This window comes from Parafrankia sp. FMc2 (assembly GCF_041008525.1).
Lineage (GTDB): Bacteria > Actinomycetota > Actinomycetes > Frankiales > Frankiaceae > Parafrankia.
In genome coordinates this window covers 233,860-258,504 of record NZ_JBFLUG010000001.1, presented here as the reverse complement: position 1 = coordinate 258,504, position 24,645 = coordinate 233,860, and the positions used below count along the sequence as shown (strand labels likewise).

Genomic DNA, 24,645 nt, shown 5'->3' with positions numbered 1-24,645 from the left:
TGACCGGCCGCTTCTTCTGCGAACCCACGACACAGTCCTGACCGGCAGAGGGACGGGAAGACCTGCCAGCCCAACCCTCTCACCCAGACACGAAACATGCCAGGACTAAGCGGCGACAGTCTACTAGCCTGATCACAGGGCCACCCGGGGCCCGAACACCGGGATTCGCACCCGCGCGGCACATGCGGGACGTCAGGGCCAGCAACGCCCCACCCATCCCAGGGATGGGGCCCGATAACCAGGAGAACGCCACGATGGCAACGCCACGCATCGCCCGGCCCGGCCCGCGTCGCCGCGGCCCGCTCGCCCAGGGCGACGCCACCCACATGCCAGCCCCGACCGCCCGGGCACCCCGGCGGGTCGCGAACGGTTCGCATGAGACGTCCCCGGCCCGGCGGGGCCGCGGGGAGCTTGCCCAGGGCGACGGTGTGACCGCGCTCGTCGGGACCCGGCAGACGGCGACGAACGGCGAGAAGGCCGCGATCAGCGACCTGCGGTACCGGCTCGGCAGATAGGACCCGTGGGGATGGTGGCCGGTGCGGCGGCCACCACCCCGGGGGTCAGGCAGCAGGCGACGACGCGGGCCCGGCACGGCGGGCCCTCACCGCAGGAGGAAGCGATCATGACTTACGAGTACAACGTCAGCGGTTCCCGCACTGGCAGCGGGTTGGCGTACGGCGGGCACGGGGCGCTCGGCGCTACGGCCACGGCCAGGCAGGAACGGGCGGAGCGTGAGGCCCACGGGTGGATGGGCCGGACCAACCTGTCCGGACTCGACGTCGGCCGGGTCAAGCAGGTCCTGGCGACCCACGGCCCGGCGATGACGGCCGGCACCCGCGGTGCGCTCGAGCAGTTGGTCAAGGACAACGTGGGCCCGGTGGAGTTGGCCCGGGAAGAGCGGCAGGCCGCCGCACGCCGGGCGTCGACGGGCTGACCGGCTCCACGCGGGCGTTCACGGCCCGTCTCCCGAGCGGAGGCGGGCCGTTCGCGTTCCTCAACGTCCAGGTGGCGATGGGTCCGTCAACGGTTCCTGGTCAATGTTGACACCAGCTGGTGACGCACTCCCGCCACGACCCGTTCGGGGCGGCAGGCGTTGTCACGGCGGCACAGCCTCGACGGCCAGGCGTCGCACACGTCCGCGACGGGGGTGCGACGCCCCCCGCGGTCCGTCGCACCCTCGTCGCACCCAAAGCCACTCTGCTGCAAGGGATGTCGCACCGTCGCACTTTGCGAGGGGTGTGCAATTTGGAACACCGATTCCGGTTCCAGGCGGAGTCAGATCGACGGCGTGCGCCAGGTCCTGAGCCGCTCCTCGAGCTCGTCGAGTTCGGACATCGCGCCGAGGTCGGTGCGGGTGGTTGCGGTGAAGGCCGCGATCCGCTCGTGGAGCCGGGCGGACGGCCGGTCCGCGGAGATGTCCATCGCGTTGTGCACGAGCGCGACGGCGTGCTCCACGTCGCCGCGTTGGATCGCGGCCGACGCGGCCGACACGCGGATCAGGGAGCGGCGGCCGGTGGCACCGGCCAGGTCGAGCGACATCTGCACCGCCTCGGTGTAGACCCCGGCCATGTCTGGGAATCCGGCCTCGACGTACACCGCGGCGGACATCTCCCCGATCGACGTCGTGTGCATCGTGTCGACGGAGAATCCGGGCTCGCCGTGGGCATCCCGGTCGAGGTCGCCCACGATCGTCCAGGCCTGCCCGACCCGTGCGTGAACCTCCCAGCGATTCCCGAGCGCGGCCTGCGCCCAGGCCCCCACGACCGCGGCCCGGGCGGCGACGGGGTGGGCGGTGCCGACCCATCGGGTGGCATTGTCGGCCAGGGCCAGCGCGCGCTTGGGATCGCCGCCTTTACGGGCGATGGACGACTGCCAGCAGCGGATCCACGCCTGCAACGGGCGGTCCCCGGCGGAGTCGGCCAGGCGGAACGCCTCGGAGAACAGGTTGACCGCGGCCGGGGTGTCGTTCAGGTCGGTGCGGGTGGCGGCCTGTAGGGCGGTGAGGCGGCCGGCGGTGCGGCGGAGGCGCCGGGCCTGGTCGCCGCGGTAGGCGCCCTCGGTGAGCAGGGAGCGGATGGTGGGCAGTTCCCGGCGGATCCGGACGGCGGTCTGGGCGATCGGTCGGCGTTCGTAGCCGTCGATCAGGTCGGTGATCTGGCGGTCGAAGTAGTCGAGGATCTCGGCGGAGGCGCTCACCGTGCCGGCTCTGACAACGAGGAGGTCGGAGAGGCCAACCAGGGGCAGGCCTGCGAGGAGCTGGAGGAATCTCCGCCGTCCTGTGTCGCCCATGGTGTGCCGCCTGTTCGAGGGGGTCGCCCGGCCCCTTCTCCTCGATGATGCGTTATCCGGTGTCCCCCCGTGGTCATTTCCATGTTCTCGCCCCCGTGCTTGCTGGATAGGTCGGCGGGGACGGTAGCGGTGGTGGGATGTCGGTGCGGAGCAAAGCGGCGGACGGACCACAGTCGGCCGACAATCGTCTCGTGACGCAGGAGCGGCCCGTCTCCCGAGCGGAGGCGGGCCGTTCGTCGCGTTCGGGATCACCGGGCGCTGGTCACTCCGCCGGCTCGGCCCCGTGTTCCCACCGGAACCGCAGCATCACCCCGCCGCCGAGGGCCTCCACTCCGATCAGACGACCATCGGGCGCCACCTTGTCGACCAGGACGCCCAGGATCTGGTCGCGGTCGAGCCCCGCGGGGATGGTGAGGGCCTGCCGGGTCGGCCCGTCCCACTGGGAGTCGACGACGGCATACCGCGGGGTGCTGCTCACCGCCGGGCCCCGGCCAGGCGCGCGGGCAGCAGCCGGTATCGGGCGATGCCCTCGAGAGCGGCCCACTGCCGCGCCGCCGTCTCCGACCCGAACGGGCTGACAACCTCGACGTCGACGCCGGCATCGTCCAGGACGACCACCGCGACCATCGGCGTCCGCAGTGACCGGGTCCTGGCCGCCGCCGCCCGGTGCCTGGCCGCGGCCACGTGCGCGGCGGTCACTGCGGCAGCTCGGGCCGGAAGTGCAGCACCGTCGCCTCGTCGAGGCGGGCCCCGGCCGGAACCAGCAGCGCCAGGCGGTGGCTGAGCTCGTCGGCGGAGATGTGCCGGTCGACGTGCACGTTGTGGCCGTCGCTGTCGCTGTACACGGTGACGCCGGGCTGACGCTCGCCGGACCGCGGCGGGTTCGGCGCTGGCGACAGGTCGTCTGCGTCGGGGCAAGATGTGGTCATCGGGCAGCTCTCTCTGTCCGGGCCCCGGCGGTGTCACGACCGACCGGGGCCGTTTCGTCTGCGCAGCCGGTACGGCGCGCGATCACTCCGGCAACGTAGCGCGTCGACATCGATGCCGGAAGTGCGCACAGAGCATCGATGTCGATGCAGTCAGCGTGCGCTCTGTGGAGGGCACCGACAGGCCACGACCGGCAACGCCAGACGAGCTGGTCGGCATCGCCGAGATCCGGGCAACGCTCGGCGTGGCGACCGCCCGCGCCTACGTGATCTCTCGGTTCCGGGACTTCCCTGCACCCTGGTACGCCAGCGAGGATGGCCGGGTCCGCCTGTGGCTGCGCGCGGACGTCCAGCTCTGGCTGGACAGGCACCGCCCCGGCTGGCGCGACGAGGCCTGACCGTTGCCCGCGCCGCCCGGGCACTTCCCGACCTGCAACGCCAGCGGCCCGCCTCCGCTCGGGAGACGGGCCGCTCGTTCGTCACGTGATGATCGTCAGTGCCTACCGCGCCGCGGTGCGGGTCAGGCGTCGCGGTCAGCGCACCCACAGGCCCCGCCCCGGCGTATCCGGCACCCGGGGTGGTAGCCGGTCGCGGCCTCGAAGACGACGTCCCGCTCCCGCATAAGAAGCTCGTACTCGGGGTGCCGGGCGGACATCCCGCCCATCCGCAGGCGTTCCCGTTCGGCGTCCAGTTCGGCAAGCCGTCGCCTGGCGTTTTCCCGTGCCATCAGGTGTCTCCTCGTCGCGATCGCGCTGGTCTGGCCGGGGGGCAACCCTCTACCCCTGCTACTTCGCAGGTCAGCGGCCACTACAGGGCCGTCTACCGGGGTAGAGGGGGCCCACTACATGGGGCCGCTGGCCCCGGCGGCGGTAGACGTGTCCTCGACGGCGGCCGGGGTAGGGCGGGGGGCCTCTACCGGGCGTGCCGCGAGCACGTCGGGTGGGATCGCACCGTCGACGTCGGAGCGGTACCAGCCCGCCCGGTTCTCGCCGTCGATCTTCACTTGCTTGCGGGTGCGGACCACGCCGGCCGTCTCGAGCTCGTCGGCCAGGCGGACGCCGTCGAAGTCGCCGTAGGTGTCCTCGTCGATGTTGCGGAGCTCGACGAGGAGGTCCTCGGTCCAGATCCGTGCCCGTTGGCCGAAGGCCTCGAGAACGTCGCCGATGACGGCGGGGATGACGTAGCCGACGCCGGCCGCCGCCGCGGCGATGTCGCCGCACGCCTGCCCGGTGAGGGTGCCTTCGGTCAGGCGCAGGGCCCGCCCACGCTGGCAGATGACCTCAAAGGCGGGGTTGTCCAACAGGTCGGCTTTGACCGTGACGAACGACGCCGGCCCGGTCACCAGCACCCCGACGCCCTTGTGCTCCTCGGACAGGACGGAGGCATCCGCCCCGGCCGCGGCCTTACCGGCGCCGAGCACCATGTCCGATGACGTGCGGTCCGTGACCTGCGTGGCGTACCGGAAGGTGACGATCTCCCGGAGCTTCGTCGGCACGCTCTTCGCGTCGGGCCGCTGGGAGGCGTAGACCGGCATGATGCCGGCGGCCGGGCCACGACGGGCGATCCGGGCGAGCTTCCCGATGATCCGCGCCCGGTCCTTCTCCTCCTCCGTGGCCTCGAAATACTCCTGAAGTTCGTCGATCACCAGCGGGATCAGCGGCAGGTTGTACCGCCGCATGATCTCCGGGGTGAGCTTCCCTTCCGGGCAGGCCGCCGCCGGCAGCGTGGCCAGGAACGCGAACCGCCGCGACATCTCGGAGATGAGCTCGTCGAGCATGCGTTCGAACGCGGCCAGGTCGGCAGGGTCGGCCCCGGAGACGTACCGGTGCGCGACACCGGCCATGGCCCGGAAGTCCGCCCCGCCCTTGCCATCCGCCAACCACAGCTGGCACCAGGGATCGAGGACGGCCGCGGCGACGAGCAGCCGCATGGAGAACGTCTTCCCGCGCCGCGGCAGCCCACCAAAGAACGCGGACTGCCAGAGCAACGCGACCTCGACGCGGTTGCCGCGTGCGTCCTGCCCGAACGGCACCGCCCGCCAGAAATCGAACCGCTCGACGTCGATCAGCAGCGACGGGGTCGGCGGGCCGAGATACGGATCGTCGTCGGCCACCCACAGCGACAGCCGCCGGCCGTGCCCACCCTCATGCGCGCGGACCCGACGCATCAACAGCTGGATCTCGTCGACGCCGAGCTCGGCCGCGATGACCGGTAGGCGTTCGATGGCGTGCGCCGCTGTCTTCCCGCCGCCGCGCGGCAGGTCGAGCACGGTTTCCCACCCGCGGCCGAGCCGGTCACGCACGATCGGCGCGCACAGCACCAGCCCGGCCGCCGGCTTGAGCAGACCCGCGGCCCGGAACGCGCCGTTGAGGTGGTCGGGTGCCAGGTCGACGCGGGTGTCCGGTTCGATCGCCAGCGGGCTACCTGGCCCCGCCGCGGGGCGCCTACGTCCGCCGAGTCCAGCCGCGGTGACCGCGATAGCACCGGACAGGGCTGGTACCCACTCGCCCACGGCGAGAGCGGCGACGAGCTCGGCGACCGTGCCGCCGCCGGCCGCACCGCTGGTGATGATCCACCGGGCCTTGCGGTGGTCGCGGATCACGAAGATCTCTTTCCCGAGCCGGCCGGCGTCGTCGCGGAGCTCGCTGGCGATGTCCTCCGCGCGTACCCACGACCACCAGAACCGTCCCGCCCGCCAGCTGCCCCGCAGGACCGCTGTCGGTGCCCGCCAGGCGGACCGGGTCGCGGCCCGTCCGGCCAGCGTGCCGGCACGGCGCGCGGTGGCGCGGCGCACCGCCCGATCCGTCGCCCACGCGGGCAGCCGGATCGGGTCGACCAGCGACCCGGCAGGCACCACCGCCGCGGCGGGAGCCGGCGCTGGTTCCACCAGCTCGGGTGCCGGCCGCGGAACCCACGGCCCGGTGACGACCTCACCCACGGCGTGCTCGAGCTGCTCCGTCATCGGAGGTCACCACCGGAGAGCACCACCACGGATGCCGCCAACGGCCGGATACCGGCCGCCCCGGACATGGCCGCCTCGAAACGCTCGGCCCCGTCCACGACCGCCAGGACGACGAGCCCGGCCGCACGCAGCAGGAGCACGACGGCCGCCAAGACGACGAGTGCGACCGCGGCCAGGAACGGCAGGGAGCGCAGGTCAGCGCGGATGCTGCTCACGCCGCCACCGCCTGCCGGCGCAGGTCCGCCAGGTAGCGCCGGGCCGTCGAGGGTGAGATGCCCGCCATCGGTGCCAGGTCGGCCGCCAACTGCCGTTCCGAACGGGGGTCGTCCACGGGCAGGGTGGCGACGAGCTCGGCCAGCTGGCGCCGCCCGGACTCACGCGGAGTGGCTCCGGTGCCGGGCGTGGGTGGCTCCGGAGCCACCGCGGGTGCCGGCTCCGGCTCGACGTCCGGCACTGCTACCGGCTCCGGTGCCACCTCGACGGTCACGGGGGACGGGGCGGGCCCCGCCGCGGGAACGGCGGGGCTCACCTCCTCCTGCTCGTCGACTTCGACCGTGGCGCCGCCGCGGGTGGCCTTGAGCGCGGCGACGAGCGCGAACGCGATCACTGGCCACACGGCCATGACCGGGCGCCAGGCCCCCGGCTCACCGGTGAGCCGGCCGGCGCCGTCCCGGTCGACCAGCGCCGCGGCCAGGTTCACGGCCCCGGAGAACCCGACCGCGGCGACGAGCACCAACACCGGCGTCTTCACCCCGGTGCCGGCGCGCCGCCGCGCCAGGACTTCCAGGATCGCCGCGACGGCCATGCACTCACCGGTGCTGGCGATCAGCAGCGCCGCCCAGTCCGGCTGGCCCGCCCACCGGGCGAGCTCGACGATGTGGACGAACGCGATCACGAACACCGCGGCGCCGAGCGCGAACGGCAGCGCCGCCGCAAGGAACCGCTCCAACTTCCCGGCCGGCTTCACGCCGTCACCCGCAGCACCGGGCGGACCGCGGCCTCAGACTTGCGGTCGCCCGCGTGCTCGAACATGCGTTCGAGCACGCGGGCGAGGTGCTCGGCATCCTCGGGCGTGATCTCCTGGTACGCCCGCCGCGGCCCGACCTTGCCGTCCGCGGCGCGCATGGCGGCATCGTCCCGGTCGGCCAGCGTCTCCACGATCGCGGACGCCACCCGGCCGAGCCGGTCGACCAGCGCCACCGTCTCCGCGCTCAACCCGCCGAAGTCGTCAGGGTCGGCGAGCAGGGAACGTGCGATGTCGGCGAAGATCCACGCCGCGTTCCGCTGGCGCTCGGCGGCGGTGATCTCGGTCATCGGCCCTGCTCCTTGCTGATCGACTTGCCGGTCAAGATCCAGACGGTGCGCACGATGGCGTCCGCCGTCGTGGCGGCACGCGCCCGAACCTCCGGCGTCCGAGCCGTGTCCGCAGCGACGGCCACCCCCTGGGCCACGAGCTCGTCGAGGCCGCCGAGGGCCGGATCGCCCTGGACCACCGCGGTGTCCGCGGCGAGCCGGTCACGGAGCTCGCAGGCAGCCAGATCGGCCGCCGCCAGCCTGCGCAGGATCGCCGCGGCCGCCTCGAGGTCACCGGACCGCAGGGCCCGGATCGCCTGTCCGGCCTGCCCGGACGCCACCGCGCCCAGCGCGCCGTAGCTACCCGAGTAGGACCCGGCGGACAGGTAGTCGATCTGGAGCCGCGCGACGTCGAGCTCGACGTCCGACGGGGTGAGCAGTGCCGCCGGCAGACCGGCCTGGCCGCTCACAGGGCACCGCCCGCGCGGGCCGCGTGCCAGGCCGCCGCCTGCTGCGCGGCCGCCGCCAGGCCGCGGAACCAGTCGGCCGCCGCCGTGTCCTCCGCGGCGAACGAGGCGGACATGCGGATCTCGCCCGGCAGGATCACGCACGGCGGCAGGTCCGGCAGGGTCGCCAGCTCGAACCGCGCCGCCAGGTCGGTCGGGTCGACGTACAAGCTCGCCACCAGTCGGCTGCTCATGCCGCCACCGCCACGGCCTCGACGGCGGCGGGGGTGAGGGTGACGCGCAGCGAGTCCGCGACCGGCCGCATCGGCACGTCACGGCCAAGCTCGGCGAACACCCGGGTGATCTCGTCCATGTCCGGGGTCTGCCGGGCGGAGGTGATCCGCTCGACGGTGGCCCGGCCGTAGGTGCCGGCGGGGAGCAGGTCGAGGAGCTTCCGCGCGCGGCGCTTGCCGCGGTCGCCCTGCCGGGCCTGCTCGGCGGCATCGGCGTACTCGGCGGCGGCCGCCTCGATGGTCTCGACGCTCGGCAGCTCGGCCGCGGCGAGCAGGGCGGGGCCGGCCGGGGTGGTCTGCTCGCCGGCGACGGCCTCGAGACGGTCAAGGACACGGATCGCGGCGACGAGGGCGATCCGGCGGGCCGTGTGGGCGAGCCGCTGGCGGATCGGCCGGCGGTTGGGGACGATGAACATGCGGGTCTCCCTGTTATGGCAGGTGGTCCGTAGGCCCCGGCCGGGAGTGGAGTCCCGGTTCGGGGCCGCTGTCGTTTGCAACGGTTCCAACCTAGCGGACAAGTTGCAACGGTTGCAAGTACGATTCCCGCATGACCCCACCGGACCCGGTCGAGCTGTGGACAACGGCCGACATCGCTCGACGGCTAGCCCTGACGCAGGAACGCGCGCGGCAACTCGCCAACTCGGAAGGCTTCCCGGTGCCGAGCTTCCGGCACGGCCGGTCGCGGTTCTGGACCATCAGCGACGTCGAGGTCTGGATAGCCGAGCACCGACCCGCGAAGGCGGACCAGGAAGAACAGAAGACCGACAGGCAGGACTGACTGCCCGCAAATGAAGCGGGCCGACCAGGTGGTGGAACACCTGACCGGCCCTTGGTCAACAACCCTTGGCTAGAAGGGTCACCAACCCGTGTCTCATCATGCCCGCGTCGGCCCGCCCGACGACGGCCAGCATGCCGCCGGACCGACCGACAACCAGGTTCGGCGCGCACTCACCCGCTGCGACCTCCCCGGCAACGCCCGCGGCGTCCTGCATGCCCTGCTCACCATCGCGGACTACCGCACCCTGACCACCGGGGCGGAGCACACGCCGTCGCTGGCGACCCTTGCCGTCATGTCCGGGTACAGCGAAGCGACCGTCAAGCGGGAGCTGAACCGGCTGGAAACGACCGGGTGGGTCATCCGCCTCCGTCCGGCCGCGGCGGACGCCCGTGCCCGGAAGGTCAGGACGCGGTACCGGATCACACAGAGCCCAGACGGGTGGGGGGTTGGGCTCACACAGAGCCCAGAGCAGGGCTCAGACAGAGCCACGGGCTGGGCTCACAGTGAGCCCCATGTCCTTGCAGGTCCTTCCAGTCCTTCAAGCAGCAGCGGCGAGCCCCTCGACGAGAGCGAACCGGGCACCGGGCAGACCGGCCATGGCCACGCCCCGGCCGTCGAGGTCGACCCGCACGGCGACGACGTCCAGGCCCTCACCGCCGCCGGCGGCATACCCGCATCCTGGGAGACCGACATCCGGGCCGCCCTCGACCGCGGCTGCACCCCCGGGCAGATCGGCGACGCCTACCGGGCCCCGATCACCGGCACGGTGTCCAGCCCGGCCGCGGTCCGACGGGCCCGCATCCGCGACCTGGCACCCGAACCCGCACGGCCGGCCGCGCCCACCGTGGCGGTACCGCCGAACGTCCGTTCGATGTGCCGCCAGCACGGCCTACCCGGCCCGTGCCCTGTCTGCGCAGACCTCGAGGCGACCCGCGCGGCGGACGTCGTCGACGAGGTCCAGGTGCCCGCCGCCGGCGACGGCCTCGAGGCGGACGCCGAGCCGGTTACCGGCACCGGCCTCGAGACGGACGGCAGCGGCACCGCAGACGAGCACCCCACGCCCAGCGGCCACCCTGCCGGTGTCCTGTCCGCGGCCACCCTGGACACGCTCACCGCGGTCCGCGGCCGGCTACCCCGCAAGCAGGGCCCACGACGGCGGCGCCGATGAGCGCCGTCTCGCCGGCGGGCCCGGCCGGAGCCAGGTCACGGAACGTCACACGGTCATGGAACCGGCCGGTGCGGGCACTGGTGCGGACATGGTGAGGACACCGGGCCCACTTTCAGCCCCTCGACCACCATCGTCCGCACCCGTCCGCGACCCGAAACCCCTTACATTGCAGGCACTTCCGCCTACTCGCACTCTCGCTCACCCGGTGGCCGGTGGGGTTCAAATCCCCGAGCCTCCGCCCTTGACGGTCGGACCCGTCCACGCTGGACGGGTCTCTGACCAGCCACATCTCCTTCACTCCCCGAATGCCCGTGCCTGTGTCGCCTGAGGCGCCCACAGGGTGTCCACGCGGCGTGAGCGGGGGGTGCTGCGACACCCCCTGGGGAGACACCCATCGTGGTCATGTTTCTGTGAAGAAATGACCACGTCCCGTATGGAGAGGTGTCAGTGGATGCCCATCACGGCAGGACACATCCGGGCGGCCCTCGTCGGCTACCTCGGTACGCACCCCGAAGAGGTGAGCACCCTCGCCCCCGTGCTCGGGCTGCTCGACATGGGGGCTGACCTGAACTCCCGTGCCGAGGCCCGCGGCCACGCCACCGCCGGCGCGGTTCTGCTGGGCCCCGGCGGGGACGTCCTGCAGATTCACCACCGGGCCCTCGACCGGTGGCTCCTGCCAGGAGGCCATCTTGAGGACACGGATGACTCCCTGCAGGAGGCTGCCGCCCGGGAGCTCTGCGAGGAGACCGGCATTGCCCGGGCCGCGGTGCGTTCCGTGGCTGGCGGGCCGGTGCACATCGACATCCATCCCATTCCCGCGAACGTCGCCAAGGGCGAGCCCGCCCACCAGCACATCGACTTCCGGTTCCTCTTCCGCACCGCGGCCGACGTGGGCGACATCCAGGCCGAGGAGGTGACGGCGGCAGCCTGGAGGCCGGTCGAGCACATCACCGACGAGGTGCTGCGCCGACGCATCGCCGCGGCCGGCCGCTGATCGCGACAGGACAGCGGCCTGCGCCCTGAGGCCTGCGCCCTGCGCCTCAGGCCTGGGCCGAGGCCTCAGGTGAGGCGGGTGTCGTCCGTCCTGGTGTAGGGGCGGATCTCGGCGAGGCGCCGGTCGCGCAGCTTGGTCGTCCAGGCGGGTTCGGAGAGCAGGGCGCGACCGAGCCCGACGAGGTCGAACTCGCCGCGGTCGAACAGGTCGAGCAGGGGAGCGAGGCTCAGCGACGGCGCGGCCGCCTCGCCGTCGCCGCCGAAGACCGTCGGTACCCCGACGGAGCCGAGCGCGATGGTGGGAAGGCCGGTGAGGTGCCGGGTCCAGCCGGCGAGCGTGCGCGGCGAGCCGTCGAACGCGGGCAGCCAGTAACGGCGGGTCGAGACGTGCAGTGCGGTGACGCCGGCGTCGACGAGCGGGGCGAGCAGCGCGTCGAGGTCCGCGGGGGTCTCGGCGACCCGGGCGTCGTAGTGGCCGCCCTTCCACTGCGAGAAACGGTAGATCACAGGGAGATCCGGACCGACCTCGGCCCGGACGGCCGCGACGACCTCCGCCCCGAGTCGGGCCCGGTTGGCGAGGGAACCGCCGTACCCGTCGGAGCGGCGGTTCGTCCGCGGCCAGAAGAACTGGTCCAGCAGGTAGCCGTGCGCGCCGTGCAGCTCGACGCCGTCGAACCCGACCCGTCGGGCGTCGGCTGCCGCGCGGGCGAACGCGACGATGATCGCGTCGATGTCCGCCGCGGTGGCGGCCTCGCCGACCACCGTGCCGTCGGCCCGCAGGCCCGACGGGCTCACGACCGGGGCCTCCGGGTACGGCGGGGCGCCGGGGTCGCGGACGGCACCGAGATGCCACAGCTGGGGCACGATCCGCCCGCCCGCGTCGTGGACGGCGGTGACGACACGGCGCCAGCCCTCCAGCGCGTCGTCGCCGTGGAACCGTGGTACCCGGTCACTGCTCCCGGCTGACGGGTGGCCGACATAGGTGCCCTCGGTGACGATCAGGCCGAGGTGGGCGGCTCGTCGGGCGTAGTAGGCGGCGACGTCCTCGCCCGGTACTCCGCCCGGGGAGAACTGGCGCGTCATGGGCGCCATGACGAACCGGTTCGCGACCTCTACGTCGCCCAGGCGGAACGGTGTGAACAACGGCGTCGCATCCGCTCCGTCCAGAAGGTGGACGGGCAGCTGGGCGGTACTCGTGGAGGGCGCCGCGGCCGGTTCCGACGAGCCCGAAGCTCCCGACGAGCCCGAAGCTCCCGACGAGCTGGCAGGTCCTGATGAGCTGGCAGGTCCTGATGAGCCGGCGGTTCCGGGCGGGCTGGAGGTCACTGTCACATCAGGGTGCAATTCAGACGTCCATGCCCCTGTTCCGAGCTACCCTCGGTGCCCGAGTGACATCCCTCGCTACCTGGACGTCCAGCGGGCGAGATCGTCAGGGGTGTCCAGATCAGCGGGGTCACCCGGGACGGGCACGGCGTCGACGAGGTCGGCGTGGGCCGCGAGGAAGCGCCGGGCGCCCTCGTCGGGACCGGCGAGGGCGAGGGCCGCGCGCCACAGGTCCGGTGCCATGACGATCGGGTGGCCGCGGCGGTCGCCGTACCGGCCCATGGCGACCCGGCCGGGGCGCCAGGCGGCGACGACGGCGCGGATCGCGTCGCCGCTGATGCCGGGCATGTCGACCAGGAGCAGAACGATCGCGTCACACGGGGACGAGTGTGGGGGCGGGCCCGGGTCCGGGTCGGCGGCGAGCTCAAGCGCCAGGTCGAGGGAGCTGCGCAGCCCACGCTCGGGGGCCGGGTTCACGACGCACTCGGCGCCCGGCACCGCCGTCCCGGCGCGGACGACCGCGATGATCCGTGCGCAGCCTGCGTCCCGGGCTGCCTCGACGGCCCGGTCCACCAGCCGCGCGCCGCCGATCCGCAGCTCCGCCTTGGGCGTGCCCATCCGGCTGCCGCTGCCCGCCGCGAGCACGGCCGCGACGACCCGGGCGCCGGTGCGTGGGCCGGGACGGGGCGGCCCGGATCCGGTGCTGCCGGGAAGGTGGCCGGTCATGCCGGCAGGGTAGCGCTGTGGGGCCGGCCTGCGGCTGAGACGGTGCTGCGCTTACCGGCGGTCCGCAGGCCAGGCCGGGTATCGCGCCTGTGGCCGACACGCGACGGGGTCGGGGCGCGGCCGGGCGGGATCGCGGGCACCCTCGGCAGCGCGCGCTTCGACGCCGCGGTGCGGGACGACGCGCAGGGAATGCTGGAGCGAACGACGGCTCCGTGAGCTTGGTTTCACCGACGGTGATCTGGCGCGGCTGCGTGCGCCATCGGCCTCGACACCGGTGAACGGATGCCGCAGGAGACGGCGATCTCGATCGCGGCGGAGATCGTCGCGGTGCGCCGCGGCGGCACGGGCGGTCCGCTGCGGGCGCTGGCGGGGCCGATCCACCATGGGCGCGGCTGAGCTGCTGTTGCGGCCCGGTGATCTTCAATCGTGTGGACCTGATTCCTGTTAGTCTCCGGCCGTGCTGTTCGCCTTACGCTTTGACTTCCGTAATCCGGATCTAGCCGGTACATCCATGGCCGACCGTTACGCGGCGGCCCTTGACATGGCCGAGTGGGCAGACCAGCTCGGCTGCGTGACCATCGCGGTCTCGGAGCACCACTCCTCGCCGGACGGCTATCTCCCGAGCCCGATCCCGATGCTCGCCGCGATGGCCGCCCGCACGAAGAACGTTCGCTTCCTCGTCGCGGCCCTGATCGCGCCCTTCTACGACCCGCTGCGGCTCGCCGAGGACCTGATTGTTCTCGACAACATCAGCAAGGGTCGCGTGGACCTCATTGTCGGAGCGGGGTACGTCCGCGAGGAGTTCGCGATGTACGACGTTCCGATGAACGAGCGCGCGAAGCGCGTGACCGAGACGATCACAACGCTGAAGGCGGCCTTCAGCGGGGAACCGTTCGAGTACCGCGGCCGGACCGTCCATGTCACGCCCTCGCCGCACCGCCCCGGCGGCCCGTCCCTCCTGCTCGGCGGAAACAGCGAGGCGGCGGCCCGGCGTGCCGCGCGTATCGCCGACGGTTTCATCCCGGCGCTTCCGGAGATCTGGGAGTTCTACCGCGACGAGGTCCAGAAACTCGGCCGTCCGGATCCCGGTACGTCTCCGGTCGGAATGAACAAGGTGGTGGCGCTGGCCGAGGACCCGGAGGACGGCTGGCAGCAGATGGCGCCGTACTTCTTCCATGAGACCAACGCGTACGGCGCCTGGCAGGCCGAGAACAACGTCGCTTCCCCGTTCCACTCGAAGTCCGGGCTGGAGCAGCTGCGTGCCGACGGGCAGTACCGGGTGCTCACTCCTGACCAGCTGGTAGCCGAGCAGAAGGAGGCGCCGTTCCCCTTCGTGCAGTTCCATCCGCTCTGCGGCGGTATACCGCCGGAAGCCGCGTGGGCGAGCCTGCGCCTCTTCGAGCGTGAGGTTCTGCCGAAGTTCTCCTAGAAGGTCTCCCGGCGTCGCCGCGCCGGGTTTCGTGACCCGAGACCCGGGGGCCGGTCGTGACAACGCCGGGTGCCGTCGCGCCGGGTGCCATCGCACGGGGGCGGCACCCGCGGCTGGCGCCGGTCGCGGTACGACGACCGGGGCCGGGCCGGGGCCGTGGGCGCGGCAACCGGCCCGCTCGGCGTCGGGTCACTCGGTGTCGTGCTTCCTGGTGTCGGGCTGGTCGCTGTCGCTCGTCCCGGTGCCGTCTCGCCCGGCGCCGGTGTCAGCGTCGGCGTCGGCGTCGGTGTCAGTGTCGGCGTCGGCGCCAGTGTCGGCGTCGGTGTCAGCGCCCAGGTGAGTGGCCGTGTCGATGTTCGAGCGGTGACCGTGGTTGTGGCCTCTGGCGTGGCCCGAGGGGTCGGGCGTGATGTCAGGCTCCGTCCGGGCGCATCGCACCTCGCCGGGGTGGGCCACCCGGCCTCTCGCCCGGCTCCGCCGGGTCGGGCCCCGCCCGACCTCACCCCGGGTGACGCGCGGGTCGGGCAGGCCACGTAGCCGTCCTGCCTGGTAGGAGTGGCACAGATCGCGGCGGCTCACAGCGGCGCGCCCGCCGGTGTCACACGGACGACCCGGAACTCGGTTCCGACGATCCGCCCGTACATCTCCGCCGACATCGGCCCGGGGAAGGTTCCCACCACAGATGTGGGAGCGCCCGCCTCGTCGACCAGAACGACCGCGTAGGCGGCCGGCGTCGACCATCTCACCCGTGGGTTGTGCTGGGCCTCGCGCCAGCTTTCCTCGGACGGCGGATGAAGTGGGCTCGGTGTGGTCACTTCTGCCTCGTCAGGGCGAGAAATGATTCAGCTTCTTTGGAGAAATCAAACCGTTTCTTGTCGATGTTGCCGGCGGGGCCGGCGAGCTGCCTGTTCCCTGTCATGTCCTGTGCTCCGGTTCGGCGCGGTGACTGCTGGACGACGTCCTCCCTCCCTGCGTTGACGGTCTCTGAAGACTGACCGAAAAGGGAGGGTGTGAGAGGCGTCATACTGCGGACGGGAGATGCGACACAGAGCCACAGGAAGGCCGAATGCGGCTCAGGCGACGGAACCGGGTCGCATGGCACCATCAAAGCAGGAGATCAGCGGACGAACGGCGGCGGAGCGGGGGCTCGGTGTTGCGGATGCAGGGGTGTGACAGCAGTCAGACCGGTTGGACACAGTCGGCGGCGAACCAGAACCGGGGATCCCGGGTGGACGATGTGAGGGACATGCAACCACGTCTCGCCAGCCTGCTGGACGCCATCGTCCAGTACAGGAAGGCCGCTGGGCTCAGTCAGGCCCAGCTCGCCAACCGGGTGCGTTACCAACCGAGTTACCTCTCGAAGGCCGAGCGCGGCCTGCTGGGTGTGCCGTCTCAGTCGCTCGTGAGCGCGATTGACGCGGAGCTGAAGGCGGGCGGCACGCTCGTCGAGCTGCGGCGGCACGCCTGGCTGGAGGACAAGGGAGGTCAGGCGGGCGTGACCTGGATGGAGGTCTCGAAGGAGGTGGACATCACGGATCGCCGACAACTCATCGTCGGAGGCAGCGCCGCGGCGGTGGTGCCCGTAGCCGTCGCGTCCGCGACGATGTCGAGCGCGTCGGCCGCGCCCGCCCCCCAGCCCTCGTCGGGGCTCCGGGGGCCACCGGGGCGGGTGCGCAACGAGCTGTCCGGGCGGTGGTGGACGTCCTGGCAGACCTTCCGGGACGGCGAGGAGATCCACTCCTCGCAGGAGGTCGCGGTGAGCCACACCGGCGACCATCTCACCATCGAGGCGGTCTCCCGCGGGCTGACCCTTGAGGCCGGCGGGTATCTGTGGTCGGGGGAGCTGCGGTTCTTCGACAACGAGATCGTCATGGGCTGGTACGCCGCCGCTGACGGGCCGGTGCGGTCGAAAGGCACACTGTTCCTGTCGCTGCACCCGCATGGCGACCGACTGACCGGGCGCTGGGTGGGGCTCAGCTATGACGGGCTGTTCATCGAGGGCTGGGGAACGATGGCGCGCTCGGAGGAGGTCTCGATCTCCCTGCTCGAACGCTTGCGGAAGCAGCACTCGTGACTGTCCCGGAGCGGTCGCGCCGGGGTGCGGACGGGCCTCGGTGCGACGGCTGCCAGTCTCCGGGTGAGGAGCCGGGCCGCCGTCACCGAGGTCGTCCGGCCACAGCTGTCCGCCGGGCGGCTCAGCGTGACGCGCGGATCGACTCCCGCAGCGAGCTCAGCGTCGCCGCAATCGCCGTGGGCTCGTAGCCACAGTGCGCCATGCAGTTGTCGCAGCGTGGGTCACGGCCCCGGCCGTACGAATCCCAGTCGGTCGTTTCCAGCAGCTCCTTGTAGGAGCTGGCGTAGCCGTCACCCATCAGATAGCACGGCTTCTGCCAGCCATACAGGGAGTACGAGGGAATTCCCCAGGCGGTGCAGGCAAAGTCGACCTTGCCCTCGAGGAAGTCCAGGAACAGCGGCGAGTGGCTGATGTTCCAGCGCTCGCGCCGCCCGTCGGCGAACGCCTTGCGGAAAAGCTCCTGGGTCTCCTTGACCCCGAGGAACCTGTCCTGCTCGGGCGCCTTCTCGTAGGCGTAGGCGGGCGAGAGCATCATCCCGTCGACGTTGAGGTCGTTGTTCAGGAAGTCCAGCACCTCGATGACGGTCTGCGGGGTGTCGGTGTTGAAGAAGGTGGTGTTGGTGGTCACCCGGAAGCCGCGGCGCTGCGCATCCTTGATGGCGTCCACCGCCTGGGCGAACACACCCTTCTTTGCCACGGACTCGTCGTGCCGCTCCTCGAGGCCGTCGATGTGGACGGCGAGCGACAGATACGGCGACGGGGTCAGCTTGTCGATCTTGCGCGGCAGCAGCAGCGCGTTGGTGCAGAGGTAGATGAACTTCTTGCGCTTGACCAGGCCTTCCACGATCTTTTCGATCTCTGGGTGCATGAGCGGCTCGCCGCCCGCCAGGCAGACGACGGGGGCTCCGCACTCGTCGGCGGCGGCGAGTGCCTGCTCGACCGGCATCCGCTGCCGGAGGACATCCGCGGGGTGCTGGATCTTGCCGCAACCCTCGCAGGAGAGGTTGCACGCGAAGAGCGGTTCCAGCTCCAGAGAAATCGGGAACTTGTCCCGACGTGCGATTTTCTGCTTCAGCAGATACATGCCGACCTTGATCGCCTGACGCCGCGGAATGCTCATGTTCACCCTTCCGGTGTTGATCTACGTTCGCCTTGTGGGTGGAGTCGCGATGCCGTGCCGCTCCCTGTCAGTGTAAGTAGCTGACTTATCTGATCCAGGAAAAATCCTTCGATGAGACTTACTTAACCGGCCGGCGAAGGATCTTCTTTCCGTCCTGTTATCCCGCAAGCCGCCCGGTCATCGGTTCGAGGCATCGCGTACATCCACCCGGCAGGCGTCACGGCTGTATTTAGTCTCGGGCCGCGGCCCGTCGGAAGTCGGTCAGGAGCGTCGAGCCCGTCGAATCGGCGGACGTCCGACCTGCCTGCGTGCGGACCGGTGGAAGACCGTTTCCCGGCCGACCAGGCCGCCCGAAGCATGTCGCCTGCAACGACCGTAACAAGGCGATGGAGAAGCGGTGGCGCTCGATGGTGCCGGGTCATCGGGCCGCTGGGGCACCGTGCCATCCGGCGGCGGGCCGCGGGCGGGCGATCGTCCGGTGCCGCTGGTCTGAAGTGCCCGGTCACAAGGCGCGTGGGTCACCGTCGGGGCAGAGGCGTCCGGCTGGGGACCGGTGCTGTCCGGCCAGCCAGCGCGGCCGTCGTCGATACCCCTACAGGGGGGCCCGACAGGGCAGGCTCAGGCGACGGCGAGGGGTCTGCGGGGTGTATGCGCATTCGGCCCCGCACATGCGACGGCTGCCGTCGGGGCGGGCCCTCGTGGGCCGTCCCGACGGCAGCCGGCCGTCACAGGGATGCAGGGGCGTCACATGTCGAGGCGGGACTCGATGGAGCGCAGGCGGTGGCGAGCCATCGCGAGGTTCGCGCGACCCTTGTCGAGCACCAGGTAGATGAACAGGCCGCGGCCGGTGTGGCTGCTGAGCAGCCTGATCAGGTGGTACTGCCGGCCGAGCGTGATGAGGATGTCCTCGATGGTGTCCTGCAGGCCCAGGTTCTCCATGGTGCGGATCTTCGACCGGATGACCTCGGTGTTGCCCGCGGCCGCGATCTCGAGGTCGAAGTTGTGGATGTTGCTGAGCTTGCCGAGGGTCATCCCGCTGGTGAAGTCGACGAGCGCGACCCCGGTCGCCCCCTCGATCTCCAGTGATTCCTTCAACGCGATGTCAACGCTGTTCATGTCGCCTCCTGCTTGGTCGCTGGCTTCGTCCTTGGCGGTCTTTTCGCTGTCCCCGTTGTCTTCGGCAGGTCGGTCCTCTCGTGCGAACCACCAGGTCCCGAGCCTTCTTCGCATTTCGCCCCACTTGAAAATGGGAGCACTCTCCGGGTCCTCGAGCGCCATGACGTGACGGCCCTCTCTCCCGGCAATGCCAACGCGCTGGTACCTGTCAGTGTCATCTCACCAGGATTCGGGCGGATCCGACCTGTGCAGTTATGGAGCACTTCGCACAGTAGTCGTTGACGGGGCTGGCCAGGTAACACGAGTGGGCATATTGAGAGCTCTGTGGGATTGCTGTCCGAGCTTCATAAGCGCAGGTCAGAGCAGTGCCCGGATGTCGCTGGGTCTCCTGCTGAACCGCTGGTCCAGGCCTGCTCCGGGCCGGCGGGTCCTTCCGTGTGACGCGCGGCGGGGCGGGTTCGGTGACATTCCGCCACGGTCTGTCGGACGGTATGGGCCGTGGGCGGTCGATGAGGACCACGCGCGTCCCACGTCGTTCTAGAACGTGGCGAGCTGGGCGGCGATCGTGTCGACATCGGAATAGGTGACGCCGTTGATTCCGATTCCCCACACCGGTGCGCCGAGGCCGCGAAGCACCTCGATGCCGGCGGCATGGGAACACAGCTGCTTCGTGCACGCCGGAGTGTTGTCGCCGGGGTGGAACGCCAGGACCACCGGGTGACCCCGCTCCTGGGAGAGGGTGAGGTCGGAGCGGGCTGCCGTTCTGTCGGCCAGGGTCAGGCCAGGCAGCGTGAAATCGGGGGCCGGCTGTCCGACAGCGGGAGTGGCCATCTCAGCGGGCCTTCCGGCCGTGGTCCGCCCTGGCCGGGCAAGGGCCTGCCGGGGGCAAGGGCCTGCCGGGCGGGTGCCTGCCGGGCCAGCGGGCGGGCGGATCCGGTCGGCCGGGGATCTGGGAGGTCTGGCGGAGGCCGCCCACAGAGATGACATCGTGCTCCTTACGGGTAGCGCTGCGCCCGGATCCGCCGTGCTGCGGCCGTGAACATTCTGCCGGGGGCGGGTCGGGATACCCGTCGCGGGGCCGATATTGTCCTCAAGTTGGGGGACCACAGGCCCGGTGGTCGCGGCGAATGTCCCCGGCCTGACCACGGGGATGCGGTCCGGCTCATGTTTCTGAAAGAATCGCTGGTCGGCCTTCATCCGGCCCGCTCCGGGGCTCTGGAACCGGCGCGAGTCGGCACCTGCAGGAAGGCGGGGGCACCGCAATCGGAGATCGGCGGCCGTTCATCGTATTCAGGTCACGTTTCCCAGACGACCTGGGTCGCCGCGGCCTTCAACCACCGCCGTTCTGGTTCCGCGCTTTCCCAGCGGCGGGATCTCAGTCGGCCGCGATGGCGTACGGGCCTCCGTCACGGCACGCCCGCGTGCGTCGGCGGAGGCGTCGGTTTCGGTACTCCGGCCCCGGTCGAGTGCGGCCTCCGGGGCCGGAGAGATCTGTCGCGTTCCTGGATTCGCGGCGGTGTGGGCGATATCCACCGCAGCGGCCGAAGCCGCTGGCGGCGCCAGTGGCACGTCGAGCCGGGCGCCACTGGCGCTACTTTCCGTCACAGAAGGTGGCGGTGTTCCCGCCCGGCTCAGAGCGCGGCCGGCTCCCGCACACCGCCGGTGCGGCTCAGGAGAGCGTCGAGATCGTAGTCGTACCAGCGGCGCAGCGGCGCCGGCGAGGTCGAGCGGCCCCACTCGTACATCCGGCGCTGTGCCTCGAACGAACCGTCGTGCCACCGGCGCAGGACGTCGCCGAGCCGCAGCGGCGCGGGCAGGAAGGCCGCTGAGCCGAGGAGCCGCGCCAGCTGGTCCACGGCCTGGCCGGGCGCCGTCCGGCCGCCGTCGACCTGCTCCATGATGGTGCCGAGCTGACGGAACAGGTCCTGGAACTCGGGCAGGTCCGGGCAGAAGGTCCCCGGGAAGGGCGCGTTGGACAGCTGCTCGAACAGCGCCGGGTCGCCGCTCTCCTCGAAGGTGAAGTAGGTGCCGACGATGCGCGCAATCCCCAGGTTCCAGGCCATGAACCACACCTTCGACCAGGCCCGCCACAGGTCGAAGTCCCGGAACGAGACGTAGGAGCCGGCCACCAGCTGGTCGTTGACGTCCAGGATGGTCTGGTTGAGCTGCTCGATGGGTGCGAAGCGCTCGGCGGAGAGGTCGCCGTCGGCGAGCGCCTCCATGAGCAGCGGCGCGAAGGCGTAGATGACCTGCATCGTGTTGGCCATGCCGCGGGAGAACAGCGCGTCGACGGCGCCGGCGGCATGGCTCATCATCGCCCAGCGGTCGCCCACCGTCCGGGTGCTGGAGTACTGGGTGCGCCCGGTGGAGACCCACTCCCAGGTCGGCCGCGCGCCCTCGAACTGGCGGGCCACACTGGGGAACCGGTCGAGGAACGCCTGCCACTCCTCCTCCGCGCGGGCCCCGGGCTGCTTCGGGAACCGGCGGGTGTCGAGGTTGAGCCCGACACTGCACAGCGGGTTGGTGGCGCGCTGGTGGTTGTCGAAGGGAATGACCCACAGCCAGCCACCGTCGAACAGGTGGTGCAGGGTGCCCTGGTACCAGGGCGACGGCTGCCCGCTGGGCCGGGTGACCTCGTCGAACGGGGTGACGCCGACCATGTGGGTGAACAGCGTCCGCGAGTGCGTCCGGAACCGGCAGGGGTCGTCGCGCAGGCCGTACTGGTTCGCCAGCACGGAGTTCCGCCCGGAGGCGTCGACGACGTAGCGGACGCGTATCCGTTCGTTGCTCTTCGTCACCAGGGTGGCCGCGGTGTCGGTGAACTCGACGTGGTCCACGAAGGTCCGCTGCCGCGGGTGCGCGCCGTGGCGGACGGCTGAGTAGAACAGGTACGAGTCGATGTCCTGGCGGTGCATGTGCATCTCGGGTCCGTTCGGGAACTCCGAGACGCTACACTGCGTCACCTCGTCGGGGTTCTGGATCTCGCCCTCGCGGTGGTAGACGAAGCCGAAGTTGCGTTTCACGCCGCAGGCCGAGGAGACGTGCTGGCGCACCCCGTCGAAGCTGCTCACATGGCCGAGCTCCGGTACGTCGAAGCGTTTGGACAGCAGTTTGAGGAGATAGGTCGTCTCCCCGATCGTCGATTCCCCCAGGGCGAATCTCGGGTGGGTGCCGCTGTCGACGAGTACCACGCTGTGGCCATGTCGGGCGAGGATGTTCGCCAGCGTCGAGCCGGCGATACCGCTGCCAAGAATGGCGACCGAAAAGTCGTACTCGCTCATTGCACTACTCCCTGGACGCAGCCATTCGGAGATGATCAGGCATCTCGTTCCGTCTGCGGGTGGAACGAGGGCCCGATCCCTTCATGATTGCGTACTGAACCACTCATCCGTCCGTTGGTCTAGATAAATGGGACATCAACGCCAGGTTGTCGGATGCCTCACGGCTTTCGTACAGAAATATGACGATTTGTACTTGAAAAGTAAATTATCGCACCCTGTCAGAGCGCTGTCTTTTCCCTGTCCGGGCCCTGTCCGCCTGGCGCCGGCTGTTCCCGCCCGCCGCTGACTCGAGGCCGGCCCGCCGCCGACCTGCCGCGGGCCTGGCGCCCCGGCTGGCTGCGGCGTTGCCCGCTCGCCACCCGCCTCACCGCGCGGGGCCCACTCCGCCCCGCCCGGGAGGGGTCGAGTGGGAAGGTGGAGGGATGGATCCGGTGACTCTTGCGGTGCTGTCGAGCGCGATCGGTGGCGTGGCGGAGGAGATGGGGACCCTGCTGGTCCGCAGCGCCTACTCGTCCAACATCAAGGAACGTCGGGACTGCTCCGCGGCGCTGTTCGACCTCGACGGCCTGATGATCGCCCAGGCGGCCCATGTGCCCGTGCACCTCGGCGCGATGTACGAGTCGGTGCGGGTCGTCGCCGCTCGCGGCCCGGTACCCGGCGACGTGTGGGTGCTCAACGACCCCTTCTCCGGCGGGAACCACCTGCCGGACGTCACCCTGATCTCCCCGCTCGTTCTCGACGGTGAGGTGATCGGCTACGCGGCGACCCGTGCGCACCACTCCGACATGGGTGGGATGCGCCCGGGCTCGATGCCGGCGGACTCGACCGAGATCTTCGCCGAAGGTCTGATCATTCCCCCGATCCGTCTGGTCCGCGCCGGGGAGTGGCAGGCGGACGTCCTCGACCTCATCTGCGCCAACTCGCGGACGCCGGATCTGCGCCGCGGGGATCTGCGTGCGCAGGCGGCCGCGGGCGGCCTGGCCGCCACCCGGCTGACCGACCTCGCCCGCCGGCACGGGGCGTCGGTGGTGCTGGAATCGTTCGCCGAGGTGCTCCGCTACGGCGAGCGGCGCAGCCGTGCGGTGATCGCGAGCCTGCCCGACGGCGTGTACCGGGTGGACAGCGAGCTGGAGGGGGACGGCATCGATGATCGGGACATCCCCCTGCGGGTCGCGGTCGTCATCGCCGGCGACAGCATGACCGTGGACTTCACCGGCACCTCCCCGGCGGTGCGCGGCAACGTCAACTGCCCGCGTGCCGTGACCCGCTCGGCCTGCTGCTTCGCGCTGCGGGTGCTGCTGCCCGACGACGTCCCGAGTGGGGACGGCACCTATGCGCCGCTGTCCGTGGTGACCGAGCCCGGGTCGCTGGTGGACGCCCGCCGTCCCTCCGCCGTGGTGGCGGGCAACGTCGAGACGTCCCAGCGGATCGCCGACACCGTCCTCGCCGCCCTGCGCCTGGCCGTCGGTGCCGGCCAGGAGGGCCCACCCCGCGTCGGGGAGCAGCCGGGTGCCGTGGCGGAGATGATCCTGCCGGCGCCCGGGCAGGGGACCATGAACAACCTGATCATCGGCGGGGCCACCTGGACCTACTACGAGACGCTGGGAGGCGGCCAGGGCGCGTCGGCCCGCGGGCCCGGCTCCTCCGGGGTGCACGTGGGGATGACGAACACACTGAACACCCCGATCGAGGCGCTGGAACTGGAGTACCCGATGCGGGTCGAGCGGTACGAGCTCGCCGACGGCACGGGTGGGCGTGGCAGGCACCCGGGCGGCGCGGGGCTCGTGCGTTCGGTGCGGGTTCTGGAAGCGGCGACACTGTCCGTCCTGACGGACCGGAGGCGGCATGCGCCCGGCGGGGTCGAGGGAGGGGAGGCGGGCGCGGTCGGCCACAACGACGTCGACGGAGCCCCGCTTCCGCCGAAGGTGAGCCGTGATCTGCCCGCCGGTGCGGTGGTCACTCTCCGTACCCCCGGTGGTGGGGGGTGGGGATCGCCGCCGGCGCCGTCATCGCCCGGTGCCGGCGATGCCGTCCGCAGTGGAATCGGCGCCGTCGGTGACGCTGGTGGTGCCCGAGGTGGTGGCACTGACCTGGACGAAACGGACGGCGCGCCAGTTGACGAGGAGCCGTTGCCCGCCCGCGAGATGTAGCTGTTCGACCTCGCAACGGAAGACTGCCTGCGCGACGCGTCGCCGCAGTTCCTCCGGGTCGACGTCATCGCGCAACGTGTACGTCTGGTTGTCGATCGTTATCTGGACTGCCACGCGCTCACATTCGCACACATGTTCGACTACGGCAACGTGCTGCCTGTCAAACGATGAGTCAAAGGTGTGATCGATAGATCCGTGCAATCGGCTGCGAAAGAGGCACACAGCGTTCACGATCGAGAGTGTGACCGACTCCGTCGTGGCCGGCGCCATCGCGGGTG

29 protein-coding genes and 1 pseudogene are annotated in these 24,645 nt (G+C 71.1%); 10 read left to right on the top strand and 20 right to left on the bottom strand.

The genetic code is table 11. The features are described 5' to 3' along the window. The first annotated feature begins 254 nt into the window (after positions 1–254). Entirely contained in the window at positions 255–515 is a 261-nt protein-coding gene (locus tag AB1460_RS01255) for a hypothetical protein (protein WP_368958655.1), read from the top strand. Between the two features lie 11 nt (positions 516–526). After that, on the top strand, positions 527–934 hold the full coding sequence (locus tag AB1460_RS01250) for a hypothetical protein (protein ID WP_368958653.1): 408 nt from the start codon (positions 527–529) through the stop codon (positions 932–934). Positions 935–1,275: 341 nt separating this feature from the next. Here AB1460_RS01250 and AB1460_RS01245 read toward each other — a convergent pair whose 3' ends face one another. The 4 genes from AB1460_RS01245 to AB1460_RS01230 all read right to left on the bottom strand — a co-directional run bounded on the left by AB1460_RS01245 (position 1,276) and on the right by AB1460_RS01230 (position 3,218). After that, complete coding sequence (locus AB1460_RS01245) at positions 1,276–2,289, bottom strand: hypothetical protein (RefSeq protein ID WP_368958652.1); 1,014 nt, start codon at positions 2,287–2,289, stop codon at positions 1,276–1,278. A gap of 262 nt (positions 2,290–2,551) precedes the next feature. Next, positions 2,552–2,767, bottom strand: a complete 216-nt coding sequence (locus AB1460_RS01240) for a hypothetical protein (RefSeq protein WP_368958651.1) — start codon at positions 2,765–2,767, stop codon at positions 2,552–2,554. Continuing rightward, on the bottom strand, positions 2,764–2,988 hold the full coding sequence (locus AB1460_RS01235; RefSeq protein WP_368958650.1) for a hypothetical protein: 225 nt from the start codon (positions 2,986–2,988) through the stop codon (positions 2,764–2,766). The genes AB1460_RS01240 and AB1460_RS01235 overlap by 4 nt, the downstream gene beginning before the upstream one ends. Next, positions 2,985–3,218 (bottom strand): hypothetical protein, encoded by a 234-nt coding sequence (locus AB1460_RS01230; protein ID WP_368958649.1) that lies wholly within the window; start codon positions 3,216–3,218, stop codon positions 2,985–2,987. Before AB1460_RS01230 ends, AB1460_RS01235 begins: the two co-directional genes overlap by 4 nt. 155 nt (positions 3,219–3,373) lie before the next feature. Between AB1460_RS01230 and AB1460_RS01225 the strand changes: the two genes are divergently transcribed. Continuing rightward, positions 3,374–3,613, top strand: coding sequence for a hypothetical protein (locus tag AB1460_RS01225; RefSeq protein ID WP_368958648.1), 240 nt, complete (start codon positions 3,374–3,376; stop codon positions 3,611–3,613). Positions 3,614–3,735: 122 nt separating this feature from the next. On the opposite strand, the gene AB1460_RS01220 is transcribed toward AB1460_RS01225, so the two are convergent. From AB1460_RS01220 to AB1460_RS01185, 8 genes are all read right to left on the bottom strand, one after another. Then, complete coding sequence (locus AB1460_RS01220) at positions 3,736–3,942, bottom strand: hypothetical protein (RefSeq protein ID WP_368958647.1); 207 nt, start codon at positions 3,940–3,942, stop codon at positions 3,736–3,738. Positions 3,943–4,056: 114 nt separating this feature from the next. Next, a complete protein-coding gene (locus AB1460_RS01215) occupies positions 4,057–6,177 on the bottom strand; it encodes an FtsK/SpoIIIE domain-containing protein (RefSeq protein ID WP_368958646.1) in 2,121 nt (706 codons plus the stop codon). Then, entirely contained in the window at positions 6,174–6,392 is a 219-nt protein-coding gene (locus AB1460_RS01210; protein WP_368958645.1) for a hypothetical protein, read from the bottom strand. The genes AB1460_RS01215 and AB1460_RS01210 overlap by 4 nt, the downstream gene beginning before the upstream one ends. Then, positions 6,389–7,144 (bottom strand): hypothetical protein, encoded by a 756-nt coding sequence (locus AB1460_RS01205; protein WP_368958644.1) that lies wholly within the window; start codon positions 7,142–7,144, stop codon positions 6,389–6,391. The genes AB1460_RS01210 and AB1460_RS01205 overlap by 4 nt, the downstream gene beginning before the upstream one ends. Next, entirely contained in the window at positions 7,141–7,491 is a 351-nt protein-coding gene (locus AB1460_RS01200; protein ID WP_368958643.1) for a hypothetical protein, read from the bottom strand. The genes AB1460_RS01205 and AB1460_RS01200 overlap by 4 nt, the downstream gene beginning before the upstream one ends. Next, entirely contained in the window at positions 7,488–7,940 is a 453-nt protein-coding gene (locus AB1460_RS01195; protein WP_368958642.1) for a hypothetical protein, read from the bottom strand. The genes AB1460_RS01200 and AB1460_RS01195 overlap by 4 nt, the downstream gene beginning before the upstream one ends. Then, positions 7,937–8,170, bottom strand: a complete 234-nt coding sequence (locus AB1460_RS01190) for a hypothetical protein (RefSeq protein WP_368958641.1) — start codon at positions 8,168–8,170, stop codon at positions 7,937–7,939. Before AB1460_RS01190 ends, AB1460_RS01195 begins: the two co-directional genes overlap by 4 nt. Further along, entirely contained in the window at positions 8,167–8,625 is a 459-nt protein-coding gene (locus tag AB1460_RS01185; RefSeq protein ID WP_368958640.1) for a hypothetical protein, read from the bottom strand. Before AB1460_RS01185 ends, AB1460_RS01190 begins: the two co-directional genes overlap by 4 nt. Positions 8,626–8,756: 131 nt before the next feature. On the opposite strand from AB1460_RS01185, the gene AB1460_RS01180 reads away from it, so the two are divergent. The 3 genes from AB1460_RS01180 to AB1460_RS01170 all read left to right on the top strand — a co-directional run bounded on the left by AB1460_RS01180 (position 8,757) and on the right by AB1460_RS01170 (position 11,149). After that, on the top strand, positions 8,757–8,987 hold the full coding sequence (locus AB1460_RS01180; RefSeq protein WP_368958639.1) for a helix-turn-helix transcriptional regulator: 231 nt from the start codon (positions 8,757–8,759) through the stop codon (positions 8,985–8,987). 88 nt (positions 8,988–9,075) lie between these two features. Then, positions 9,076–10,155, top strand: a complete 1,080-nt coding sequence (locus tag AB1460_RS01175) for a helix-turn-helix domain-containing protein (RefSeq protein WP_368958638.1) — start codon at positions 9,076–9,078, stop codon at positions 10,153–10,155. Positions 10,156–10,606: 451 nt separating this feature from the next. Continuing rightward, positions 10,607–11,149, top strand: a complete 543-nt coding sequence (locus AB1460_RS01170; RefSeq protein WP_368958637.1) for an NUDIX hydrolase — start codon at positions 10,607–10,609, stop codon at positions 11,147–11,149. Between the two features lie 65 nt (positions 11,150–11,214). Here the strand turns inward: AB1460_RS01170 and AB1460_RS01165 are convergent, their stop codons facing one another. Together AB1460_RS01165 and AB1460_RS01160 are read right to left on the bottom strand one after the other, a co-directional pair. After that, the gene (locus tag AB1460_RS01165; RefSeq protein WP_368958636.1) at positions 11,215–12,291 is read right to left on the bottom strand and encodes an NADH:flavin oxidoreductase; all 1,077 of its coding nucleotides are present in this window, start codon (positions 12,289–12,291) and stop codon (positions 11,215–11,217) included. Positions 12,292–12,549: 258 nt separating this feature from the next. Further along, positions 12,550–13,197 carry a nucleotidyltransferase family protein gene (locus tag AB1460_RS01160; protein WP_368958635.1) on the bottom strand — a complete coding sequence of 216 codons (648 nt, stop codon included), beginning with the start codon at positions 13,195–13,197 and terminating at the stop codon, positions 12,550–12,552. A 202-nt stretch (positions 13,198–13,399) separates the two neighbouring features. Here AB1460_RS01160 and AB1460_RS01155 point away from each other — a divergent pair. Further along, positions 13,400–13,593, top strand: a pseudogene (locus AB1460_RS01155) (XdhC family protein); the annotation flags it as partial. 61 nt (positions 13,594–13,654) lie between these two features. Then, positions 13,655–14,626 (top strand): LLM class flavin-dependent oxidoreductase, encoded by a 972-nt coding sequence (locus tag AB1460_RS01150; RefSeq protein ID WP_368958634.1) that lies wholly within the window; start codon positions 13,655–13,657, stop codon positions 14,624–14,626. A gap of 189 nt (positions 14,627–14,815) precedes the next feature. Here AB1460_RS01150 and AB1460_RS01145 read toward each other — a convergent pair whose 3' ends face one another. Together AB1460_RS01145 and AB1460_RS01140 are read right to left on the bottom strand one after the other, a co-directional pair. Continuing rightward, positions 14,816–15,205, bottom strand: a complete 390-nt coding sequence (locus AB1460_RS01145) for a hypothetical protein (RefSeq protein ID WP_368958632.1) — start codon at positions 15,203–15,205, stop codon at positions 14,816–14,818. Beyond that, a complete protein-coding gene (locus tag AB1460_RS01140; protein WP_368958630.1) occupies positions 15,202–15,441 on the bottom strand; it encodes a hypothetical protein in 240 nt (79 codons plus the stop codon). Before AB1460_RS01140 ends, AB1460_RS01145 begins: the two co-directional genes overlap by 4 nt. Positions 15,442–15,854: 413 nt before the next feature. On the opposite strand from AB1460_RS01140, the gene AB1460_RS01135 reads away from it, so the two are divergent. Further along, complete coding sequence (locus AB1460_RS01135) at positions 15,855–16,700, top strand: helix-turn-helix domain-containing protein (protein WP_368958629.1); 846 nt, start codon at positions 15,855–15,857, stop codon at positions 16,698–16,700. Between the two features lie 121 nt (positions 16,701–16,821). Here AB1460_RS01135 and hpnH read toward each other — a convergent pair whose 3' ends face one another. The 4 genes from hpnH to AB1460_RS01115 form a co-directional block, all read right to left on the bottom strand. After that, positions 16,822–17,820, bottom strand: a complete 999-nt coding sequence (gene hpnH / locus AB1460_RS01130; protein WP_368958628.1) for an adenosyl-hopene transferase HpnH — start codon at positions 17,818–17,820, stop codon at positions 16,822–16,824. A 744-nt stretch (positions 17,821–18,564) separates the two neighbouring features. Beyond that, the gene (locus tag AB1460_RS01125) at positions 18,565–18,936 is read right to left on the bottom strand and encodes a hypothetical protein (protein ID WP_018638607.1); all 372 of its coding nucleotides are present in this window, start codon (positions 18,934–18,936) and stop codon (positions 18,565–18,567) included. A 537-nt stretch (positions 18,937–19,473) separates the two neighbouring features. Next, positions 19,474–19,767: a redoxin domain-containing protein gene (locus AB1460_RS01120; RefSeq protein ID WP_368958627.1), complete on the bottom strand. Its 294-nt coding sequence runs from the start codon at positions 19,765–19,767 to the stop codon at positions 19,474–19,476. A gap of 800 nt (positions 19,768–20,567) precedes the next feature. After that, on the bottom strand, positions 20,568–22,217 hold the full coding sequence (locus tag AB1460_RS01115; RefSeq protein WP_368958626.1) for an NAD(P)/FAD-dependent oxidoreductase: 1,650 nt from the start codon (positions 22,215–22,217) through the stop codon (positions 20,568–20,570). 422 nt (positions 22,218–22,639) lie between these two features. On the opposite strand from AB1460_RS01115, the gene AB1460_RS01110 reads away from it, so the two are divergent. Continuing rightward, positions 22,640–24,367 carry a hydantoinase B/oxoprolinase family protein gene (locus tag AB1460_RS01110; protein WP_368958625.1) on the top strand — a complete coding sequence of 576 codons (1,728 nt, stop codon included), beginning with the start codon at positions 22,640–22,642 and terminating at the stop codon, positions 24,365–24,367. The last annotated feature ends 278 nt before the right edge of the window (positions 24,368–24,645 follow it).

Bases quoted from the DNA above. Each gene is read 5' to 3' on its own strand.
- AB1460_RS01110 (WP_368958625.1), top strand. From the start codon at position 22,640: ATGGATCCGGTGACTCTTGCGGTGCTGTCGAGCGCGATCGGTGGCGTG.
- AB1460_RS01120 (WP_368958627.1), bottom strand. From the start codon at position 19,767: ATGGCCACTCCCGCTGTCGGACAGCCGGCCCCCGATTTCACGCTGCCT.
- AB1460_RS01160 (WP_368958635.1), bottom strand. From the start codon at position 13,197: ATGACCGGCCACCTTCCCGGCAGCACCGGATCCGGGCCGCCCCGTCCC.
- AB1460_RS01170 (WP_368958637.1), top strand. From the start codon at position 10,607: ATGCCCATCACGGCAGGACACATCCGGGCGGCCCTCGTCGGCTACCTC.
- AB1460_RS01115 (WP_368958626.1), bottom strand. From the start codon at position 22,217: ATGAGCGAGTACGACTTTTCGGTCGCCATTCTTGGCAGCGGTATCGCC.
- AB1460_RS01250 (WP_368958653.1), top strand. From the start codon at position 527: ATGGTGGCCGGTGCGGCGGCCACCACCCCGGGGGTCAGGCAGCAGGCG.
- AB1460_RS01255 (WP_368958655.1), top strand. From the start codon at position 255: ATGGCAACGCCACGCATCGCCCGGCCCGGCCCGCGTCGCCGCGGCCCG.
- AB1460_RS01245 (WP_368958652.1), bottom strand. From the start codon at position 2,289: ATGGGCGACACAGGACGGCGGAGATTCCTCCAGCTCCTCGCAGGCCTG.
- AB1460_RS01190 (WP_368958641.1), bottom strand. From the start codon at position 8,170: ATGAGCAGCCGACTGGTGGCGAGCTTGTACGTCGACCCGACCGACCTG.
- AB1460_RS01215 (WP_368958646.1), bottom strand. From the start codon at position 6,177: ATGACGGAGCAGCTCGAGCACGCCGTGGGTGAGGTCGTCACCGGGCCG.
- hpnH (WP_368958628.1), bottom strand. From the start codon at position 17,820: ATGAGCATTCCGCGGCGTCAGGCGATCAAGGTCGGCATGTATCTGCTG.
- AB1460_RS01185 (WP_368958640.1), bottom strand. From the start codon at position 8,625: ATGTTCATCGTCCCCAACCGCCGGCCGATCCGCCAGCGGCTCGCCCAC.
- AB1460_RS01200 (WP_368958643.1), bottom strand. From the start codon at position 7,491: ATGACCGAGATCACCGCCGCCGAGCGCCAGCGGAACGCGGCGTGGATC.
- AB1460_RS01220 (WP_368958647.1), bottom strand. From the start codon at position 3,942: ATGGCACGGGAAAACGCCAGGCGACGGCTTGCCGAACTGGACGCCGAA.
- AB1460_RS01125 (WP_018638607.1), bottom strand. From the start codon at position 18,936: ATGAACAGCGTTGACATCGCGTTGAAGGAATCACTGGAGATCGAGGGG.
- AB1460_RS01230 (WP_368958649.1), bottom strand. From the start codon at position 3,218: ATGACCACATCTTGCCCCGACGCAGACGACCTGTCGCCAGCGCCGAAC.
- AB1460_RS01180 (WP_368958639.1), top strand. From the start codon at position 8,757: ATGACCCCACCGGACCCGGTCGAGCTGTGGACAACGGCCGACATCGCT.